The sequence below is a fragment of the Rufibacter glacialis genome, assembly GCF_008271745.1.
GTDB classification, from domain to species: domain Bacteria; phylum Bacteroidota; class Bacteroidia; order Cytophagales; family Hymenobacteraceae; genus Nibribacter; species Nibribacter glacialis.
In genome coordinates, this window is the sequence record NZ_VKKZ01000024.1 from 181,814 (window position 1) to 202,040 (window position 20,227).

At 54.1% G+C, this 20,227-nt stretch carries 18 protein-coding genes; 7 read left to right on the forward strand and 11 right to left on the reverse strand.

The window, feature by feature from the left end; translation table 11 throughout:
• Positions 1–272: 272 nt before the first annotated feature.
• A complete protein-coding gene (gcvP, locus tag FOE74_RS18520) occupies positions 273–3,191 on the reverse strand; it encodes an aminomethyl-transferring glycine dehydrogenase (RefSeq protein WP_149100122.1) in 2,919 nt (972 codons plus the stop codon).
• A 202-nt stretch (positions 3,192–3,393) separates the two neighbouring features.
• Between gcvP and FOE74_RS18525 the strand changes: the two genes are divergently transcribed.
• On the forward strand, positions 3,394–4,638 hold the full coding sequence (locus tag FOE74_RS18525) for an NAD(P)-dependent oxidoreductase (RefSeq protein ID WP_149100123.1): 1,245 nt from the start codon (positions 3,394–3,396) through the stop codon (positions 4,636–4,638).
• Here FOE74_RS18525 and FOE74_RS18530 read toward each other — a convergent pair.
• Together FOE74_RS18530 and FOE74_RS18535 are read right to left on the reverse strand one after the other, a co-directional pair.
• Positions 4,635–5,093, reverse strand: coding sequence for an STAS/SEC14 domain-containing protein (locus FOE74_RS18530; RefSeq protein WP_149100124.1), 459 nt, complete (start codon positions 5,091–5,093; stop codon positions 4,635–4,637). The genes FOE74_RS18525 and FOE74_RS18530 overlap by 4 nt on opposite strands.
• Positions 5,094–5,301: 208 nt before the next feature.
• On the reverse strand, positions 5,302–5,523 hold the full coding sequence (locus FOE74_RS18535; RefSeq protein WP_149100125.1) for a hypothetical protein: 222 nt from the start codon (positions 5,521–5,523) through the stop codon (positions 5,302–5,304).
• Between the two features lie 535 nt (positions 5,524–6,058).
• On the opposite strand from FOE74_RS18535, the gene FOE74_RS18540 reads away from it, so the two are divergent.
• Positions 6,059–6,934: a manganese catalase family protein gene (locus tag FOE74_RS18540; protein ID WP_149100126.1), complete on the forward strand. Its 876-nt coding sequence runs from the start codon at positions 6,059–6,061 to the stop codon at positions 6,932–6,934.
• 46 nt (positions 6,935–6,980) lie between these two features.
• Here the strand turns inward: FOE74_RS18540 and FOE74_RS18545 are convergent, their stop codons facing one another.
• The 3 genes from FOE74_RS18545 to FOE74_RS18555 form a co-directional block, all read right to left on the reverse strand.
• On the reverse strand, positions 6,981–7,367 hold the full coding sequence (locus tag FOE74_RS18545) for a DUF6960 family protein (protein WP_149100127.1): 387 nt from the start codon (positions 7,365–7,367) through the stop codon (positions 6,981–6,983).
• 33 nt (positions 7,368–7,400) lie between these two features.
• A complete protein-coding gene (locus FOE74_RS18550; RefSeq protein ID WP_149100128.1) occupies positions 7,401–8,549 on the reverse strand; it encodes a ribonuclease D in 1,149 nt (382 codons plus the stop codon).
• Between the two features lie 244 nt (positions 8,550–8,793).
• Positions 8,794–9,504 (reverse strand): SIMPL domain-containing protein, encoded by a 711-nt coding sequence (locus tag FOE74_RS18555; protein WP_149100129.1) that lies wholly within the window; start codon positions 9,502–9,504, stop codon positions 8,794–8,796.
• A gap of 157 nt (positions 9,505–9,661) precedes the next feature.
• Here FOE74_RS18555 and FOE74_RS18560 point away from each other — a divergent pair, with 157 nt between their 5' ends.
• The 3 genes from FOE74_RS18560 (at position 9,662) to FOE74_RS18570 (ending at position 11,897) form a co-directional block, all read left to right on the forward strand.
• Entirely contained in the window at positions 9,662–10,666 is a 1,005-nt protein-coding gene (locus tag FOE74_RS18560) for a hypothetical protein (protein ID WP_188686974.1), read from the forward strand.
• A gap of 279 nt (positions 10,667–10,945) precedes the next feature.
• The gene (locus tag FOE74_RS18565) at positions 10,946–11,137 is read left to right on the forward strand and encodes a hypothetical protein (RefSeq protein ID WP_149100130.1); all 192 of its coding nucleotides are present in this window, start codon (positions 10,946–10,948) and stop codon (positions 11,135–11,137) included.
• A 25-nt stretch (positions 11,138–11,162) separates the two neighbouring features.
• A complete protein-coding gene (locus FOE74_RS18570; protein ID WP_149100131.1) occupies positions 11,163–11,897 on the forward strand; it encodes a PRC-barrel domain-containing protein in 735 nt (244 codons plus the stop codon).
• A 142-nt stretch (positions 11,898–12,039) separates the two neighbouring features.
• Here FOE74_RS18570 and FOE74_RS18575 read toward each other — a convergent pair whose 3' ends face one another.
• Both FOE74_RS18575 and FOE74_RS18580 read right to left on the reverse strand, forming a co-directional pair.
• A complete protein-coding gene (locus tag FOE74_RS18575) occupies positions 12,040–13,140 on the reverse strand; it encodes an MBL fold metallo-hydrolase (RefSeq protein ID WP_225840885.1) in 1,101 nt (366 codons plus the stop codon).
• Between the two features lie 22 nt (positions 13,141–13,162).
• Positions 13,163–13,408: a hypothetical protein gene (locus FOE74_RS18580; RefSeq protein ID WP_149100132.1), complete on the reverse strand. Its 246-nt coding sequence runs from the start codon at positions 13,406–13,408 to the stop codon at positions 13,163–13,165.
• A 288-nt stretch (positions 13,409–13,696) separates the two neighbouring features.
• Between FOE74_RS18580 and FOE74_RS18585 the strand changes: the two genes are divergently transcribed.
• Positions 13,697–13,927 (forward strand): hypothetical protein, encoded by a 231-nt coding sequence (locus FOE74_RS18585; protein ID WP_225840886.1) that lies wholly within the window; start codon positions 13,697–13,699, stop codon positions 13,925–13,927.
• 92 nt (positions 13,928–14,019) lie between these two features.
• Here FOE74_RS18585 and FOE74_RS18590 read toward each other — a convergent pair whose 3' ends face one another.
• Complete coding sequence (locus FOE74_RS18590) at positions 14,020–17,574, reverse strand: BamA/TamA family outer membrane protein (protein ID WP_188686988.1); 3,555 nt, start codon at positions 17,572–17,574, stop codon at positions 14,020–14,022.
• 267 nt (positions 17,575–17,841) lie between these two features.
• On the opposite strand from FOE74_RS18590, the gene FOE74_RS18595 reads away from it, so the two are divergent.
• Entirely contained in the window at positions 17,842–18,396 is a 555-nt protein-coding gene (locus FOE74_RS18595) for a hypothetical protein (protein ID WP_149100135.1), read from the forward strand.
• 144 nt (positions 18,397–18,540) lie between these two features.
• Here FOE74_RS18595 and FOE74_RS18600 read toward each other — a convergent pair whose 3' ends face one another.
• On the reverse strand, positions 18,541–19,020 hold the full coding sequence (locus tag FOE74_RS18600) for a very short patch repair endonuclease (protein WP_149100136.1): 480 nt from the start codon (positions 19,018–19,020) through the stop codon (positions 18,541–18,543).
• Between the two features lie 185 nt (positions 19,021–19,205).
• Complete coding sequence (locus FOE74_RS18605; protein ID WP_308422732.1) at positions 19,206–20,042, reverse strand: c-type cytochrome; 837 nt, start codon at positions 20,040–20,042, stop codon at positions 19,206–19,208.
• Positions 20,043–20,227 lie beyond the last annotated feature (185 nt).

Sequence of the window (20,227 nt, forward strand, 5' to 3'; positions counted from 1 at the left end):
TGTAGTTGAAGAATGAGAAAGAACCTCCTCTTCAGGGTCTCCTTTGCCTTTTGAACTACCTGAACAGCTGAAAGGAATGTTCCTGAAGATGTTGCTTTCGTGCAAGAAGAACGCAAAAACTATGCCTTAATTATACCGTTTGGTTTATTTCAAGCTGAATCTGAAAAACATTTTTTACTCCGTTTTCAGAGGTTTTTTGAGAAAAGAGGGGAAAAACAAAAACGCCTGTGGAAGCTCCACAGGCGTTTTCTAAACAGGATTATCGTGTTCGCTTAAACGGCTTTCATCTCTTCACCTTGCTCATTATAAGCTTCAATAGGGGCGCAGCTGCATACCAGGTTACGGTCACCGTAGGCGCTGTCAATCCGACTCACGGTTGGCCAGAACTTGGCGGTGCGGGTATACGGCATTGGGTACACAGCCCGCTCGCGGGAGTAAGGCAACGTCCATTCTTCAATCAATACCACGTGCGCTGGGTGCGGCGCGTTTTTGAGCAGGTTGTTTTTCTGATCAGCGGCACCTTCCTCAATCTCCCGGATTTCCTCCCGGATAGAGATCATGGCATCGCAGAAACGGTCCAGCTCTTCTTTGCTCTCGCTCTCCGTGGGCTCCACCATCAAGGTGCCCGCCACTGGGAATGATACGGTAGGCGCATGGAAACCATAGTCCATCAAACGCTTCGCGATGTCTTCTACTTCTACGCCGGCCTTTTTGAAAGAGCGGCAGTCTAAGATCATCTCATGGGCGCAGCGGCCTTTGGAACCAACGTACAACACCGGGTAATGGGCTTCCAGACGCGCCTTGATGTAGTTCGCGTTCAGGATCGCCATTTTAGTGGCCTCGGTCAAGCCTTCGCCGCCCATCATGTTGATGTAAGCGTAAGAGATTGGCAGAATGCTGGCGCTACCCCAAGGAGCCGCCGATACCGCGTTGATCGCCTGAGGGCGCTCTAAGTCTACTACCGCGTGGCCGGGCAGGAAAGGAGCCAGGTCCGCTACTACACCAATGGGACCAACGCCTGGTCCACCGCCGCCGTGCGGGATACAGAAGGTCTTGTGCAGGTTCAGGTGGCACACGTCCGCGCCAATGTTGGCCGGGGAAGTCAGGCCTACCTGGGCGTTCATGTTGGCACCGTCCATGTAGACACGGCCGCCGTTCTGGTGAATGATCTCGCAGATCTCAATGATGCTTTCCTCGTACACGCCATGGGTAGACGGATACGTCACCATGAGGCAAGACAGGTCATCTTTGTGCTGCTCGGCTTTCGCTCTCAGGTCCGCTACGTCAATGTTTCCTTTCTCATCGCACTTCACAATCACCACTTTCATACCGGCCATCACCGCGGAGGCAGGGTTGGTGCCGTGCGCCGAAGACGGGATCAGAGAGATGTTACGGTGATGGTCGCCGCGCGATTCGTGGTAGGCTCTGATCACCATCAGACCCGCGTATTCGCCTTGGGCGCCGGAATTAGGCTGCAAGCTCATGGCGGCAAAACCCGTCACCTCGCATAACCATGCTTCCAGGTCCTGGAAGATCTGGGCGTAGCCTTGGGCCTGGTCTGCCGGAGCGAAGGGGTGCATTTGCCCAATCTCTGGCCAGGTCACCGGAATCATCTCAGCGGTGGCATTCAGCTTCATGGTGCAGGAACCCAATGGAATCATGCCGTGGGTCAAAGAGAAGTCTTTGTTTTCTAAGTACTTCATGTAGCGCAGGATCTCGCTCTCTGAGTGGTACTTGTTGAACACCTCGTGCTGCAGGTAAGGAGACGTCCGGATCAAGGCTTCTGGCCAAGTGATCTCGGTTTCTTCCGGAATGGTGTCCAGTTCCAGCGTGGCATCCGGTTTACCGGCTACTTTCGCGAAAACGGCCAGGATATCCTTCACCTCGTCCAGATCGGTGTTCTGGTTCAGGGAAATCCCGATGTTGTGGTTTTCTCCGAAATAACGGAAGTTGATCTGAGCGGCTTCGGCTTCCTGACGGATGGCTTGCTGCAACTCAGCGCTCTCGATGCGGAGGTTCAGCGTATCAAAGTAATTCTCGTTCAATTGCTCAAAGCCTAAACGCTCCAGGCCTTTCTCCAGAATCTGAGTCAGGCTGTGGATGTTCAGGCCGATGTACTTCAGGCGGCGCGGTCCATGATACACGGCATACATACCGGCCATCACGGCCAGCAATACCTGCGCGGTACAGATGTTGGAAGTCGCTTTCTCTCTCCGGATGTGCTGCTCACGCGTCTGCAGAGCCATACGGTAGGCTTTCTGCCCAAAGGCATCCTGAGACAACCCGATGATGCGGCCTGGGATTGAGCGCTTGTACTCGTCTTTGGTGGCGAAGAAACCGGCGTGCGGTCCGCCGTAGCCCATGGGCACGCCAAAGCGCTGCGAAGAACCCACCACTACGTCGGCCCCCATCTCACCCGGTGATTTCAACAGGGTCAAGCTAAGCAGGTCGGCAGCCACGGCCACCGGTACACCCGCCTCATGGGCCTGGGAGATAAAGTCTGTGTAGTCAAACACCTCACCGTCGGCGGCCGGGTATTGCACCAGGGCCCCGAACAGGGTGTCGTCTTGGCGGTCCATCTGGCGGTGATCACCTACTACCAGTTCAATGCCCAGGGGCGTGGCGCGGGAAACCAACACGTCAAGGGTTTGCGGCAGAATCTGGTCAGACATATAGTAGCGGTTGGCGTTTTTGCGGGCGCCTTTGCGCAAAGAGTATTGCAGGTTCATGGCCTCCGCGGCAGCGGTGGCTTCATCCAGCAGAGAAGCGTTGGCGATGGCCATGCCGGTGAGGTCAATGATCACGGTCTGGTAGTTGATCAACGCCTCTAGACGGCCCTGGGCAATCTCGGCCTGGTACGGCGTGTATGCGGTATACCAGCCGGGGTTCTCAAAGATGTTGCGCTGGATCACCGGGGGCAGAATGGTGTCATGGTACCCCAGCCCGATGTAGGATTTATAGAGTTTGTTCTGCTTGGCGATCTTGGCGAATTTCCGGAGGAAATCACGTTCCGTCAAGGCGGCCGGCAGGTTCAGGGGTTTCTTGAGGCGGATAGCCGGCGGAACCGTCTCATCTATCAATTGGTCTAAAGACGCTGCCCCAATGGTTTGCAGCATTTCCTGCATCTGCTCCTTGACAGGGCCATTGTGGCGCTCCTTGAAGATATCGGCAGGTTTGGTTTTAAAGATCATTTATCGCTGAGATTAAGGTAGATAAGTTTCTTTTGTCTGTGAACAAACGTTAGAAGCAAATGATTTAACAAAAGTACAGGTTAAAATTCACTAATTACAGGGGCAGCCCTTAAATTGCGCCACAGGCTGTGGAGAGTTATGGTTTTTGCCTTGTTTTGGGAAAAACAGCCGTGAAACAATGCTCAAAGGTTAGATCTGCTCTATGAAGAAGCTTAAGATTGGTGTGTTGCGTGAAGGCAAGGTGCCGGTAGACAAACGGGTGCCGCTTACCCCTAAGAAGTGCCTGGAGGTGCTGCAGACGTTCCCCTGGGTCCAGTTGGTGGTGCAGCCCAGCCCCATCCGGTGCTTCTCAGACAAGGAGTATGCAGAACTGGGCATTCCCCTGCAGGAGGACCTGAGTACCTGTGACGTGCTGTTTGGCGTGAAAGAGGTGCCGGTAGACCAGTTGATTTCTAACAAGACGTACTTCTTCTTTTCGCACACGATCAAGAAACAAGCCCATAATCAGAAACTGCTGCAGGCTATTCTGGCCAAGAAGATTACCATGATTGACTACGAGACCATCACCAACGCCAAAGGCGAGCGGGAAGTGGCCTTTGGCCGATGGGCGGGCATTGTGGGAGCCTACAACGGCTTGCTGACCTACGGGCGCAAATGGAACCTGTACTACCTCAAGCCTGCCCATGAGTGCCAGGACATGGATGACATGCTGGAGGAGTTCTTCAAGGTCAAGACCTTGCCTAGCATCAAGATTGCCGTGACCGGTGGCGGGCGCGTGACCCAGGGGGCGCTGGAGGTACTAACCAAGATGGGCCTTAGGCAGGTGTCAGCGTTTGATTTCCTCTATAAAGAGTTCGCGGAGCCGGTGTTTGCCCAGTTACGCTCCTCTGATTACCATGTGCGGCCCGATGTGGAGGTATGGGACTCCAAAGACTTTTACCAGAACCCGCACCTGTATAAATCCACGTTCAAGAAATTCTACCGGGTAACCGACCTGCTCATGGCCTGCGCTTACTGGAACCCGGCGGCGCCCGTGCTCTTCACCCAGCAAGACATGCAAGAGCCAGACTTCAAGATCAATACGATTGCTGATATCACCTGTGACGTGGATGGGTCTATTCCCTGCACCAAGCGGGTGTCTACCATTGCCGAGCCGGCCTTTGACTATAACCCCTGGACAGATGAATTAGAGGAGGCGTATTCCTCTGAGAAGAACATCACCGTGATGGCGGTAGACAACCTGCCGTGTGAACTGCCCCGCAACGCTTCCCGTGATTTCAGCCGGCAGATCATTGACAAGATCATGCCCCATCTGTTCAACGGAGACCAGGAAAAAGTATTGGCCCATGCGACCATTGCCCAAGATGGCGCCCTTTGTGAAAGATATAGGTATCTGGAAGACTATGCCTACCCCGTGGGGCAGGTTCCGGGGGAGAGGGCTTCTTAGGAAAGGAGTTGCCGGTGGAGGCTTGCTGAGACGGCAGAGGGTTGCTGGGCAACGCCTACTTCTTCTTTGGCCGCTTTGCCGGTGGCAATCCATTCCAAGGCAGAAGAGACCTCCCCGAAGTACTGCATCTCAAAGGGCATGAAAAAGTGATTGGAGTACACCATGTGGTTCAGGTTGAGCGTGTCTGCCCCGGTAGAGGGTTCCACTACTGCTACCCTGCGCAGCTGTGATTTCAGGAGCAAGGGCAAGGCCTCGTCAAAAAACCAATCCTGGTCCTGAGGCGGAAGACTCCTCATGCGGCGGCTATCATAGATGGCGGCTGTGATTCCTTTGGCTTTGATGAATTCTATTACATTGAGAATAGATTGCCTGAATACACTGCTGGGTACAAACCCTTCTAGGGCTAAGTGCACGACTTGGGCACCCAGATTGGTGTAGATATAGGTATAGGGCAAGTTTTTGCAAGGTAAATCCACAAGGCAGGGCTTTAATAACTATTACCGGGGAACGGGATTACAAATATAGAGCCTTATAGATAAGTTATATCATTTTGAAAGAAAAAAATTGAATAATTTTATCAACATGCCTGTTGATAAAAATCCGTTGGCCACCAGGCAGGGCTGACAGCCAACAGATTTATTACTACTTAATATAAGAGTATTTCTACTGATTCTCGGTCTTGTCTGCCACGCCATCATTGACTGGGCGGTCTTTTACGGTGATGGTATCAGTAGGGGAAAGAGCAGAATCAGCTTCCGCTTCAATCTCATCAGCGGCTGTTTCTGCGCTATTTTCAACGTTTTGGGCTGTTTTAGATTCACAAGAGGCAAATCCGAAGGCAAGAGCCATTGCAGCCACTGCCATAACCTTAGGTGCTTTTTTCATAGTTTTGATAGTTTAGTTCTATTGGAGAGGGTATACGGTAAATACAGACAATTAGATTAACTTCTTGAGATAAACCACATTGCCATTTCAGGTGGTAAGGCCCTTCCGGCAAAAATACGTATTTGAATTTTTATGAATATTTAAATAAAAAAATAAATTAATAATGTCTTTAACTCATCAGCTACTTGAAATATGTAAACCTAAATGGGTAAAATAAAGAAGTGTTGAAGCCAAAGGAAATGCGGGAAAGTAGAGCAGTCAATTGTAAGGGTTTTCAAAAAATTAAGCAGAAAATAGGCCAAGCAGGAATGCGTATTAATACCTGATTTTAGGGCGCTAATAGAAACGGAATTTGAAAGCAATTGATTATAGACTAGGCTCTAAGTGGCTGCAGCACAGAAAAATATGTGGGAAATTTGATTTTTTAATACCTGTATTTTGCTAATAAGAATTAGGGATAAACCTTGTCCGAAATAAAGTGGCGGTCGTTTAGGAAGTGGGTATATCATGTTTAATTCACTAACTATAATAGCCCATGTTCTTTCATGATCGCAGATTACAGTACAAAGTAAGGGTAGATAAACCCAATCCGGCATTTGCCCGAATGTTGCAGCAGGCCATTGGGGGTATTGAGGGAGAAATAAGGGTATGCTTGCAATACCTGTTCCAGGCGTGGGGCAACAGAGGCCCTGTCAAGTACAAGAACATGCTCCTGGAAACCGGCACAGAAGAGATAGGCCACATTGAGATGCTGGCAACTGCAGTGGCCTTGAACTTGGAAGGCGCTACCAGTTCACTCAAGGACGAGATTGTGGGAGCCAATCCAGTGGTGGGGGCCGTCATGGGCGGCATGGATCCCCGGCACTTCCTGTCTTCCGGGCTTTCTGCCATGGCCGTTGATGCCAATGGCGTTCCGTTCAATGGTTCCTGGGTGGTGGGCAGCGGAAACCTGGCCGCCGACATGTATGCCAATGTAATGGCCGAATCGACAGGACGGGTGCTGGCTACCCGGCTGTGGGAATCTACGGATGATCCCGGCATGAAAGACATGCTGGCCTTCCTGATTGCCCGTGACACCATGCACCAGAACCAATGGATGGCGGTGCTGGAAGAATTAGGAGGCATGACCAACAACCATCCCATTCCTAACAGCTTTCCGCAGGCAGAAGAGAACCAGCAATTCAGTTACGCCTTTGTCACCACCAACATCTTTAAAGACCAGGAAGCCTTTGGCCGCTGGGCAGAAGGTCCGTCTATTGATGGCAAAGGAACCTTCCAGATGGTGCCAGGTGAGCCCATGGGGGATATTCCCATCTTGCCGCCCCCGGCCCCGGAAGGACATGCCCAGGTAGAGCAGATGACCGGTGCTTCTGGTGACGGAATCATAGACAAAATCAAAAATGCTCTTTAAAACAGCCGGCATAAAAAAAGCCTTCCTTTCAAAAGGAAGGCTTTTTTTATGCCGGCTGTAACTGGTCTTGCCGGTATACACCGTCCAGTTTCTGCTTTCCTACCCTAAGGCCAAAAAGCGGGGCGTCTTCCGGCACACTCCAGTAGATGTCTGTGATCTCGGCCACCGGTCCGGCCGGCTGTTTGGCGGGTTTTACCCATTCCCCAAACGTGAAGGGCAGCCATGAGATGGTGGTGAAAAGGTCGGGCCGCACCTTGAACTCTTCATCTGAGTAGCGCAGGAGCAGCCACCCGTTTATCTCGCCCACTTTCTCAAACACTTTGTTGTGGGGCTCCAGTAACTCAAACTCCCTGCGGTTAGCCGGATGGATATGGGCGTAGCCATACCCCGGAAACCAGGAGTATAAACCAAACTCAAGGCTCTTCTTAGGCATAATTCCTTCTGTTTCGTACCAACTGCTTTGCTTCTACAAGGTGATCTGTAATTCCTGGGCCATGGCCTGCACCACCTCCCGGGCATAATTTTTAGAGATGACCAACTGGCCGGTCTGGCTGTAATGGGTGATAATGCTTTGGTCAAGGAGCATGGGGGTGGCGTAGGCACCATAACGCTCTATCAAGCCCCGCTGCACGGTGCACAGCAACTCCCGCCGGGCTTCGGTCTCAGGTGTCTTTAGCCGGGGTGGGTATTGGTTGGGCGGCATGCGGTTAGGGACCCTGCGTTTCTTGGCCTCCTCCAGGGCTCCGTTCATGATCCGCTGGAGCTGTTGCTCAAACCTTTCCTGCTGCACCCGGCCATGGATGCCCTTGGTGTGGTACAGCCACTCATTGATGGGTTGCTCTGGGTTGCTGAGCAGCTGCATGAGGGCATTGGTATTGATGACCTGCCCAGCCGGGAGGTTCCATTTCTGGGCCAGCTGGTCACGGAAGTCATAGATGGGCTTCAGGATGAACTGCTGCAGCAGGGTGAGCCGTTGCGGGAACTTGATCTTCAGGTGCGGGTCTTCCTGCTCTGCATAGGTGATGGATTCCAGCAGCTGGTCTTCCTCTTGCAGCCAGGCCAGGCGGCCCATCTCCTGTATCTTGGAGACCATGGCGTTTTTGAGTTCGTGCAGGTAGAGCACGTCTTGGGCAGCGTACTCCAGCTGGCGCTTAGACAGCGGGCGCTGGTTCCAGTTGCTCATCTGCTGGGATTTGTCAAGGCGCAGGCCCAGTTCCTCTTCTAAGAGCGTGCCCAAGGCCGCTTTGGCATAGTTCAGGATCTTGGCTGCTACCGCGGTGTCTACCAGATGGCGCACCTGGCACCCCAGCATGCTGAGCAGCATGAGGTCATTGTTGGCGTGGTGGAAAATCTTGAGGATGGCCGGATTCTCCAGAACATCCCAAAGCCCCTGGAGATCACTCAGCGGGAACGGGTCAATGATGAAACACGTGTGCCCGTCAGAGATCTGAATAAGGCAGAGCGTGAAACCATACGTATAATGGTGCTGGTCAAATTCCAGGTCTAGCGCTAGTTCGGGTCTCTGGCTGAGATGAGCGACCGCCTCTTGCAAGGCTTCATCGGTTTGTACCACATGAACTGGCTTGCCTTCCAGGGTAAATGCAGGTTCCTTCATAATCTTTCAAATGTACCCAAAAAACAGGATAGTTCCTTGACGGGGAACCCGAATAGGGTGTTGCCGCTTTGGCCCTGTTTTCCAGAAAAGGGGGTAAAAACGCTCAAAATGGGTATATAATACCGTAGATAAGGTGAAAAAGTACCGCGTCAGCAGGAAGAAAAGGTGTTTTGCCTTCTTTCTGCTGACGCGGTACCAAAAAATTTCCGCTAACCTCAACGGCTGCTTACAGCACCCAAGCCTTCTACTCTAACAGAAAGCTTACCTGCACGCTTGAGGAAATGATGATCTCGCCCAAGGCTAGGGTAGGGCCGCCTGCATCCATGGCCATGGATTCGCGCATCATGGTTTTGTACATGACAGGACCGCCCGGATTGGAATTCCCTCCTTCACTGATCTGGTAAGGACGGCCCACCTTTGCCCCTAACTCAGAGGCCAGGGTCTGGGCTTTCTGGCGGGCGTCTTGCACGGCTTTTTTGCGCGCTTCTTCCTGGTATTTCTTCAGTTGCGAGGTTTGGTAGGAAATGCCGTCTACGCGGTTAGCGCCCGCCTTATACAAGCCGGTCATAAGTTCGTCAAATTTCTCTGGTTTGGTAACGGTCACCGAGATGGAACGGGTAGCCAGGTAGAACTGGGGCGTGGTTTGGCCAAACTCACCGGTATAGACGGGTTGCAGCGAAAGGTGGGCCGTTTGCACGTGTTTGTCTTCCACGCCGCTTTTCTTCAGGTACGCCAGAAGCGCCGCCGTGCGCTGGTCTGCCACCCGCCGGGCGTCTTCCAAGGTTTTCTCGCGTATCTCCACCCCGGTCATGAAGGTGAGCTGGTCAGGGCGTACTTTCACCTCGCCCAGGCCAGAGGTGCTGACCAAGGGCGGCAGGGGGCTTTGTTGGGCATGGCTAGAAAAGGCAACCAAGGAGAGTACAAAGGCAAGGGCAAAGGGTAGGGCAGTTTTCATAGTTTTAATGGTATATATAGAAAGTATATTACAACTTCCATGCCGGGTTTCACGGCAGATACTGGTTTAACGGGTGCCACCAGCCCAAGAGTGTGTGCTATGCCGGTATGGTGTGTATCTTTGCGCCGTACCACCGGTTTTACCTCGTCTTACCCTTATGCAGCAGCACCTGACCATTTTTGATCCGTTTGACGGAATGCGTTTTGGGAACCATATCTGTTTCCTGTGCGGCACTACCGTGACGGCAGAGGAACAGACCACCATCTTCCCGACCTGGCTCATGCAGGAGTATGGCCTGAACCAGGAACTCCTGCGCCTCCTGGACCAGAGCGTGGTCACCTATGAATCCTTGAAGGTGCCTTGCTGCCCCACCTGCCAAACCCAGTTCCTCCAGCCCCTGGAAGAGCAGGTCCAGGCGGCGGTGCGCCAGGGCGTGGCCGGGCTGCGGGCCCTGGACGAGAAGCTGCTTTTCCAGTGGATGGGCAAGATGTTCTACGGCACCTTGATCACTGAACTCATTAAAGAGCAGAACCCGCTGGTGCAGCCGGAGTATGCCGTGAGTGAGCAACCCAAGATGCTCATGAAGTTCCAGGCTTTCTTCAGGGTATTGCAGTCGTTGCGGGTGCCCATGGAGTTCGCCGATTTCATACCGGCCTCTGTGTTTGTAGTAGACGTGGATGCCGCTGCTGAACCCAGCCGGTTTGAGTTCAGAGATGAACTGTCTACCATGATGTTCAGCCTGCGCCTGGACAATGCCCTGATCATCTGCTGCCTGTTAGACAACGGCATGATCAAAGACGCCCTGGGCCCCGTATGGCAGGTGGTGGAATCCCGGCAAGTGCAGCCCATTCAGGCCGCAGAGTTCAGCGCCCGCGTTTTCTATGCCGCCTATCTCCTGAACGTGATCCCCGACTATCTGCTCAGGCCGTTGAAGCCCACAGATGACCACCTGGTCATGGACACCCTTATTGATGACGTCACTAACGTGATCTTCAACCCGTGGCAGCATAGTTCCTATGCCAAGCTGCTGGCCACCGTCTGGAGCAAATGGGGCATTACTCCTGAAGACATTCTGCGGAACCCGCAGGAACCCCTGAGCATGCTTTTTTCCCACGAAGGCGAGTTTATAGAGTTCCCCGCCATTCCAGGGCAGAGTTCTTAAAAGTAAGGCCAGAAAGAGGAAGTCTCTTACGCGTTCCGTTCCGTTTCTTGGTAGCCGTTTAGCGGCAGATTCTGCAGAATCTGCCGCTAAACGGCTACTCGTTTTTACGGGCGGCAGAAAAGCTACAAGGGTTTAAGCCCTCCTTTTTCCCTAACGGCTAGGGAACGGGTTTGCCGCTTTGCCTCCAGCCTGGCTAAGTGCCTCAGAATAAACCTCTCTTGAAAAGCTTCGTACGCAAGTAAGCAGCCCTTGCTGCGCAGATCTAACCAACATAAAACTATGGCTGAAATAAACATTGAACCTAAAAAACGTTCTGGCTGGGGCTGGATTGTGGTGCTGCTGATACTGCTTCTGGTAGGGTATCTTCTGTACAGATATGTCTTTGAAGCGCAGGGGGGTAACCCTGAAACCACCGGCACCCCAACCTCAGGAATGGTGATGCCGCTGGCCCCTGTTTTCCTGTCTCATTAATCACAACCAAGCTAAAACAAATACCATGGCAAACCATGCAAATGATGGGCTGGCAAGACTAGCCCCTTTACACGACCTGAAAGATTTCAAAGTTGCTAACCGTAACCTGGATGTGCGGGGCTGGGAGGTGATAGGCTCAGACGGGAAACGGATTGGCAAAGTAGATGACCTGATCGTGGACCGTGAACTCATGAAGGTGCGCTACCTTGACGTAGACGTAGACAAGGAACACGTACTGGTAGATACAGACCCCCGCCATATCCTGATTCCCATTGGCGCGGCCCAGTTAGATGATGACGGGGACCAAGTGTTTGTGGGTCTGGATCAGATGTCACTGGCGCGCTTTCCGTTCTACCGAGGCGGCGCCGTGGATGCGGACTATGAATACCGCGTCATGCATGCCATCACCAGCCCAACCGATACCCAGTCCCAGCAGACCCAGGCCAATACCCAACAGGTGTCGCCTAACGCGGATTTCTACGGCCGCGAGCATTTCAATGAAGACCGTTTCTACGGCAACCGGCACCAGCGGAGCCAGTCTCATGCCCAGGACCAAAGCCATTTCCAAGGCACAAACACGAATCTGGGGTCTAATACGGGCTATTCCTCCAATACCGGTGTAGGGGCAGGGTCGGGCACGGATAGCAGGCCGGTGCAGGATGACATTGCTACCATTGAGCGGCTGCGCGCCATGCTAGAGGAAGGAACCATTACCCAGGAAGAGTTTACCGCCCTCAAGCGAAAAGCCATTGGCTTGTAGCCCTGTGCGGTTTGGAGCCTTGTTTCATAAAAAAGCCTCTAAAACAGCATGGGCCTCACCACCAGATGTGATTCCCCTATGAAAAAGAAAGGGCATGCTCCTCAAAGCATGCCCTTTCTTTTTGTCAAAGCCCTGAAGAAGATCAAGGGTAATTGTTGGTGATGTTCACGTTGGGGTCATGGCTGATGTTGCCCTGATCCTGCGTGTCAGATCCCCCGGGGGAGAAAGATTGGCCGGGCCTTCTGGCATACCCCGGCCAGGTTCTTTTCACCCGGGCGTTGGTGCTGGACTTGCGTTGCTTGGTGAAAGCATAGGTAGCCAAGCCGGCCAACGCCACCAGGCCAGCGGTAGCCAGTACCTTAGGCACGGTGTTGTTCACGGTAGGCGGCAGCTGTACCACCCCTGAACGGTCAGTGATGGCGGGCTCGGGAACATATCGGCCTTTGGCCGGAATGGCCAGTTGGTCAAACAGCCGGGCCAGTTCATCAAGCCCTTGCTTTAGTTCCTGGCCGCGCATGGGCAGGCCATGGCCGCTCGCCGCCACTTCCGGGTGTAGGTCAGCCAGTTTTCTAACGGAAGAACGGGCCGCTGCCCAGTCTGGGGTGAAATAGGCCGGAGGGCCGCAGACTTCCTGTTTCTGGGTTAGCACCGCCAGCGCCGACTCTGGTTTGCGGGTCACAAAGGCATCGCCTACCAGCAGCACCCGGTCATGCTCCCGGAAGAAGGAGACGTGCCCCGGCGAATGGCCCGGCGTTTCCAGCCATTTCCACTCTGGCATGAACGGCACTGACCCGTCTGGGTGAAGCAGTTCCAGCCGCCCTTTGAACGTGATAGGCTTCTTGGGATACATAAACGACATGTACGCCATGCCGCCGCCGCCCACACTGGAGTCTGGCGGAGGGTAGCTGGAGAGCCCGGTCAGGTAAGGCAATTCCAGGGGGTGGGCAAACACCGGTACCTGCCAGATGTCGGCCAGGGTCTGCAGGGCGCCTACGTGGTCAAAGTGGCCGTGGGTGAGCAGGATAGCCCTGGGTGGGTTGCCTTTGCCGAACTTGTCCTCGGCGGCTTTTCTGATCCGGTCGGCAGAGCCGTAAAGGCCCGTGTCTACCAGCACCCAGGACTTATCTGGGTTCTCAATGTAATACAGGTTCACGAAAACAATCTCCATGCCCATGACACCTGGTGCCACCGGAAAGCAGGAATGCTGCTTTTGCCGCAGCGCATTGGTGATATGATCTTGCATAAGTCTGGGAAACAGAAGTGGATTAACTGTCTAACCGGCCAAATACGCTCAACTCATCTCCGGTGTCATGCCGCGAGTTCTCATCTCCGTCAGTGGATTTACCGCCCTGACCGCCTTGGCTATTGCCGGGCTGCTGGCCTCCCTGCTTGAAACTGGCGTTGCCTTTGGCCTCAGCGCCGGGTTCCTCAGAGGTGTTTTTCAGTTCATCGGCAGATTCTTTTCCGTCAGGCAATTTCTCGTCTTGGTTAGGCTTATTGTTGTTTTCCATGATGTGGTATGGTTTAGGGTACAAAAACAAGGGTAAACCGGATGGGCCGGCTTGTGTTTGTACGGGCAGATGAAAAAGAGGGTGTCCCGGACCTGGGAATTTCTGCCGGGCTAAGTTGGAAAAATAAAATTACGTACGTATACTAGTCTTACTTTAAGCGGTAGGTATATGGTTTTGCCAAAGAAGGCCCATAAGCCATAATTGAAAGAGAGTCGTGTGCCGCCGGAATTTTTCTCACCTGTTTATAGTTGATAAGACATGGTTAATCTGATCTATCCACCTAGCTATATGGCGGTTTATGCAAAGTGCATTGACGCCACCCTGCCTACTTTTGAGCCTGAAGAATGGGTGCAAGAAGGGCATGTATACATTGTGAAACATTTTACAGAGCCTTTGAACCAAGAGGAAGGCATGGCGGTGACCATCATTGATGAAGAGGGCGAAGAGATCCATCCTTCTCCATCGCACTGGAGTTTTTCCTCTAACCGGTTTGAACTCTTCTCTATCTTCCTGAACTAAGTTTTTTAACGCTTCTTTTCAGAATATGCCATCAAAACAGAAAGGGCTGACCATTTGGTCAGCCCTTTCTGTTTTGATGGCATTTTTGGTTTTTAGAACAGGAAACCCGCCCGCAGCAGGAACTGGGTTTGCTCCTGAGACGAAGCCATGCCTAAGGAGATCACCACCTGGTTCAACGGGGAGAGCCACACGCCTCCGCCGTAGCCGGTGTGCCACTTGTCAGAGTCTTCATTGTCCATCCATACCCGGCCCACGTCATGGAACCCGAATACCCCCAGCGAAGCCGGGAACAGGTAGGTGGTGAAGCTGAACAGGCGAAGACGGGCCTCGGTGTTGTTGTAGAAGCTGCTCTGGCCGCTGAAGCGGTTGCGGCGGTACCCGCGCAGCATAGAAGGACCATCCAGGAACTGGGCCTGGAAGAACTCAAAGCTGTTCCCAAAGGTATGGCCCCCTCCAAAGCGCGTGGCCAACGTCAGTTTCAGCGGAACGCGCAGGGTTTTGTAAATGGCAAATTGGGTATGCACCCGCGCCACGTCTGAAGAACCCTGTTTGGTGCCCTTGAGCAGGTCTGCAGCTACTTGCCAGTGCACCCCTTTGCTGGGCAGGGCGGCCAGGTCACGCGAGTCCAGCACATACTCCAGGCGGGCCCCCGCGTAGGATTTAGGTTCATAGTACCCTATGCCTTGTTCCGTGCCCTCCAGTTGCATGGGTAGAAAGCGCCCCGGGATCTGGTCTACGTTCACGCTCTGGTAGGCAGGCCCCACAAACAACGTTTCATATTCACTCAGCTTGCGGCCCACCAGCAGGTTGGTGTAGAACTGAGAAGACTCAAACCGGTAATTCTCAATGTCAATATCTGGGTTGTAAGGCGTTTCATTGCCTAGCCCAAAGAAGTTCTCGGCAAAGCCCGGGCTTTTCCAGTTCACGTTCACCTTCAGGTCCAGGCCCAGGCGCAGGTTGGTGAAATGCGAGGCATAGTCTACCAGAAACGACTGGGTGTTGAAGGCGTAGCTGCCCACCAACCGGTGCATCATGCCATACGGCTCCTTCTGGAAACTCTGGGTTTTGAGCAAGACGCCCGCGCCCAAGATCAAACCATCGTCGCGGTTGTATTCCACAGAACCCAAGGGACCCAAGTAATTGTATTTGAAGCTCTTGCGGTCATACACCGGCGTGTTGCGCAGATGGGTGAGGTTTCTGGCTTCTGGCCCTAGCTGGAGCTGGGCGCCGTTGGGTTGGTCATACACATAGGTAAGCCTCCGCAGGCCCACCACGCTGGAACTATCTGTGATCAGGTCCTGGCCCTCGCCGCCTATGATCCTTAGCCTGATGCCGTCCGCGGCTTTTCCCCGCACAATGAACTCATCCGTGCCGCCCAGGCCGTACAGCCTGATCTCGCGGGTCTCATCTGGCAGGAAGCGGCGTCTGTACAAAACGTTCTCCGCGTCAGCATCCTTTTTCTTGGTAATGGTCACCAGCGTGGCGCCGCCTGGTTCCCGCAGTACCTCAAAACGCTCTTCCTGGTCAGTGCCTACCACGTCTACCTTGTGGGCCAGGAACTCATAATAGTCTTGGGCGTCGCGTTTGATGGTGGCGCGCCGGGCTTTCAGCGTTTGGGCCAGCTGCTGCCCAGAGACTTTCTGGATCTCTGCCGGTAACTGCCTTACCGCCTCCTCAATAGCGGCATCTGTGAGGCCGGCCTCCACGGAGTCTGCCATGGCCACCCAGTCTTGGCGTTCCAGGCCCGTGAGGAAATAGCGGTCAAAGTACCGGTTGTTGAAGTTGAAGCCCTTGATGTCGCGCAGGCTCTCGTCAAAGCCCTGTACTTTGGGCATGATCCAGCGGCGGCTGGCAATGTTCGGGATTACGCCCTGGTTCACGAAGAAGGCTTGGTCACGGTCGCGGGGAACCGGTCTGTAGAGCTTGCCTTTGCCCTCTTTCTTGAATTCCGCCCAGCGCCACTGGTCATCATGGCGGTCCCAGTCGGCAATGAAGAAGTCCAGGAGGCGGGCCCGCAGCACGCTGCGCTGGTCTACCTGGTCGTTCTGATCTTCCAGGGTGTTCTCCAGCACCTTGTCAGTGCCTACCACGTTCTCTGATCGGCCAAAGCTGGCAAGGTCAGACATGTCCTCGTCGGGGCGTTCCTCAAACATACCAATGGTGTTGGCGAAGCCTTTCAGGTATTTCCCGAACCGCGGGTCATCCGGGATAATGAAATACTGCGGATTGGTGTGGTACACGCCCACAGCGTTGGCCAGCCGCGGCACCACCAGAGCCCCGTACGGGTGGGAGGCCGAAATCTGGTCTTTCACCACATCGGCGGCCAGGGTATGGCGCAGGATCCTGGGCAAAGCGGCGTCTGGGTATTTCTCTACTGACCGCAGCACGTACTGGCGGCCGGTGCTGTCTTCCAGGCGCAAGGAAACAGTTTGGAACCCGCCGCCCTTCTGCACCACCTTCAGGCCGCCGTTTTGGGTGCCGATATCAAAAACCGGCAGAGAAACGGGGGTTTCCCATTCTGGCCGGTAGTTCTTGCCCAGCAGCCATTCCCTGAAACCGCTGGCTCTGTACACCAGGCTGGCGGGCAGGGCATCTTTCTGCCCCGCGAAGTTCAGGTTCAGTTTCTTGGTTTCCTCTTCTACCTGTTTCTGGGTAGGCTTGCGGGAGAGCAGAGTCCGGTAGGCCACCTTCCCCTGGGTGCTTTTTACGTCTGGGGCAGTCCAGATCTCCAGCCAGGTTTCCCCGTTGGGGAAGTACAGGAGCTTGGCAAACCCGGGCGCGTTTTCAGTGAAAGCCGCCGCAGCGTCATGGCCTAGCTTTGCTTTCTCCTGGCCCAGTCCCAAACCCAGGTAATGGATGCTGTCTTGACGGCTATGCGACAGAGAAGCTGAGTTCCCTTCTGCGTGTACCACACCTGAGTGTTGGGTGTACATCTGCGCAAGCTGGCGGTGCATGAGACGGCGTTCCAGGCTCTTCATCTTTGGGGAGGTGCTCATCACCACCAAGAGGTTTTTCTCTTCGTTGCTGCGCAACACATCATCCAGGGCGGCCAAGGTAGCCGTGACGCCGGTGGTAGGGCAGCTGCGTTGTTCCTCTTCCTCGTCCATGCGGCGGTTAGGCAGCAGCCATTGGGTGTCCATCAGAAACAGGTGCACGTCTTGGGTGAGGGAGACCTCGGCAGGGCCGGGGCAGTGGTTTTCTGGCAGGAACAGCTTCTCGTTCTTCAGGTAGGTGGTGATAAACCGCTCCTGGTTGCGTACCTCCTGTACCAGATTGCCTTTGGCGTCATGTTCACCGGGTAGGAGAATGAGCTTGCCTGGGTAGCCTTGCAGATAGCCCAGTTGGGTTTGCAGTTGGGCCTCCAGCTCTTTCCGGTTAGGCGCCGAGACGCCGGGCAGGGCCGCCGGTAGGAACGGGTTGCCTATAAACACCATGGCGCTTTTCTCGCCGGCCAGCTTAAGCTGCTCCTGCAAGAGGGGTAAGGGGGCCGCCGTGCTTTGCCCCGGAGACCACCGGCCCGCTAAAAGCACCGTGTAAGAAGGGGCACCAGAGGGTAAGCTGGGCTGTTGGGCCCAGGAGGTAAAAGGGCAGAAAACCCAAAGGCAAAGGTGAAGCAGGATTACCCTGAAGGGTAAATTTTCTTTCATGTTCATTAAAATTAGATGCTGGTAACCCGGTTGTTTCAGGCCTCTTCCCAGAAAAGGCAGGCCAAACCAAATAGACCCCACGGTATACACGCTGGGGAGTGTCCAGGCGCGTTTGCGGCTGTTTACGCATTTTTTGCTATATAAGGTTGATTCTAAGAGCGGCTTTCCTGCGTAAAAGTGGTCTTTTGTCAAAAGTTTGAGAACCGGCCCCTGAAAGGAATAATTTGAGGCCCTGGTTTGTTTACCCAGAAGAGACTTGATTTTACTATGCCTGCATTGGATAAAGACCTCCGGAAGGCCCTGTTGGCCTTGCCCGCCGCCAAAAAAGACAAGCTTTTGGTTCAGTTACTGGCTACCCAGCCCGTGTTGCAGGACCAGCTCAGATTTGAGTTACTGGAAGGGCCCAGCGCGCTGGAAGAAAGAAGGGAGGCGCTGCGAACGCAGGTGCAAACCCTCTCCCGGGGCTTTTACTACAACGCCACGGAGCTACTGACTGGCCTGCGGCAAATGTGCCCTCCGTTGAGCTACCATGTCAAAGTAACCGGTGATGTGTACGGAGAGGTAAGCCTGCTTTTGTTGCTCTTGCAGGAAGTGCTAAAGCATCAGCAGGAAATGCTGTCTTCTCTTTCTGGGGCCACAGAGGCCTTGGCGCTCTTTCTGGCCAAGCGGGCCCAGGAGCTGGTACAGAAACTGCAGAAGCTGCACGAAGACCTGCACGTGGAATTCTCTGAGGCGGTGAATGAAGTGCTCCCCAGGCTGCATGCTTCCGCGGCCGGATACTCCGCCAGAAAGCTGGGCGTACCCGTGCAATGGCAAGGGTAGGTGTCCCGGTAAACAAGGAAAATTAACGCTTGCGGTGCTGAAGGAAGTTTAAAGACCAGTTTTCAGAAAAGGGCGGCAAAACGAACACCCGGCTAAACATTCCCTGAAAAGGTCTTCCTTTGGCAGAAAGAGGTCCAAAACAGCTTATGCTGCCTCTAGCCAGTAACTCTCCGGCACGCCCGCATGTAAGGCTTTGACTGCAAACAGGCAGCCGGGTACATCTTTCTGCAACTGGCAGGCCCAGATCACCAGCACCTGCCAGCCGGCGGCCTTGAGTTTCTCCCGGTTCCGGTGGTCCCGTTCCTGGTTGCGGGCGAATTTCTCGGCCCAGAAAGTGGTGTTGGTCTTGGGCAGGGCCGGGGCGCAATAGGGGCAACGGTGCCAGAAACAGCCGTGCAGGAAGATCGCCAACCTGCGGCCGGGATAGCAGACATCGGGCTTGCCCGGCACCTTTTTCCAGTGTAGCCGGTAACCGCGTAACCCGCCGTGCCAAAGGGCCCGGCGCAGCAGAAGCTCTGGTTGCGTGTGCTTGGCTTTGTTGCCGCGCATGTACCGGCTTACGCGCTCCTGGGCGGTGAGCGGAGCGGTCTCTGCGGGAGCGTATTTCTTCTTGGTTTTTGGCATGCTACGGGGTGTGCAAAGAAAACACAATTACCATAGGCAGAGTGCCAGGCAAGGGTTCTTTTTAGGGTGATTGGAGTAAACCAAGGCGTAAACGCTACAAAGAGGCAAGCCGCTTTTGGTCAGTTTCTACCAAAACAGCCGTAAAATGGTCTCTCCCATGAGCAAAGAGGGGCTAACGGTTCAAGCTAATTTTTGGTGAAGCGGGTGACCTTGTGCTGCACGGCTGGTAGGCTCTGCAAATAGACATAGATAGCCTCCAGGTCTTCGCGCTCCATGCCGGCGTACATAGACCACGGCATAAGGGTGTTTAATTCACCTTTGCCTACGGTGTGGGGGCGGTACGAAGAGTCTGCGTATTGCTTGAACCGGCTCACGAAGGTTTCTTTGCTCCAGCGGCCAATGCCCGTCTGTGGGTCTGGGGTGATGTTGGCCGAGGCTATTTTGCCACCCCCCGGCAAGGGAAATTCAATTCCTCCGGCAAACTCCATTCCGGCCACGTTTTGGCCCTGCTTTTTCTGGGTATGGCATTTAATGCAGGCCGCCGCCGTGGTCAGGTATTTCCCGTACCGCACTTGGTCAGCAGCAGAAGGCACCGGCTGGAATGCTGCTTTCTTGGGTATGGTGTTCAGGAGGAAGTTCATGGGGAAGTCTGCGCGCGAGGCGGGTACCTCGTTTTCTATGGCCGGCAACGTGCGCAAATACGCCACCACGGCTTCCATGTCTTCCTGAGCTAACTGGCCGTACAGGTGGTGCGGCATCACCGGGAAAAGCGGATGGCCTTCTTTATTGACGCCCATGGTGATGGCCCTGAGCACTTCCCCGTCGGTCCAGTCACCTATGCCGGCCGGGGTGATGTTGCGGGCGTAAAACATGCCCGGGAACCCCATTTCTTTAGAGAAGGCTTCGCCGCCTTTGCCCCACGTGCCGTCTTTGGGCGGACCGGTGAATTTGGTCCAGTCCCGCTCAGAGTGGCAGTCTATGCACACCATCACGTGATGGGCCAGGTACCGGCCCCGGGCCAATTGGCTTTCAGTGGCGGTGATCTTGAGGTCAGGCGCAGCCCTACGTTGGGTAAGGCAATTTTTACATACGCCAGGGCAGAAAGAATTACTACCAGCAATCCCGCTCCGCTAATAAGGAAAATACGTCTCGCTTTTTTCATTGTCACATGATTCTTGGCAACCGTATGATAATTATATAATTATTG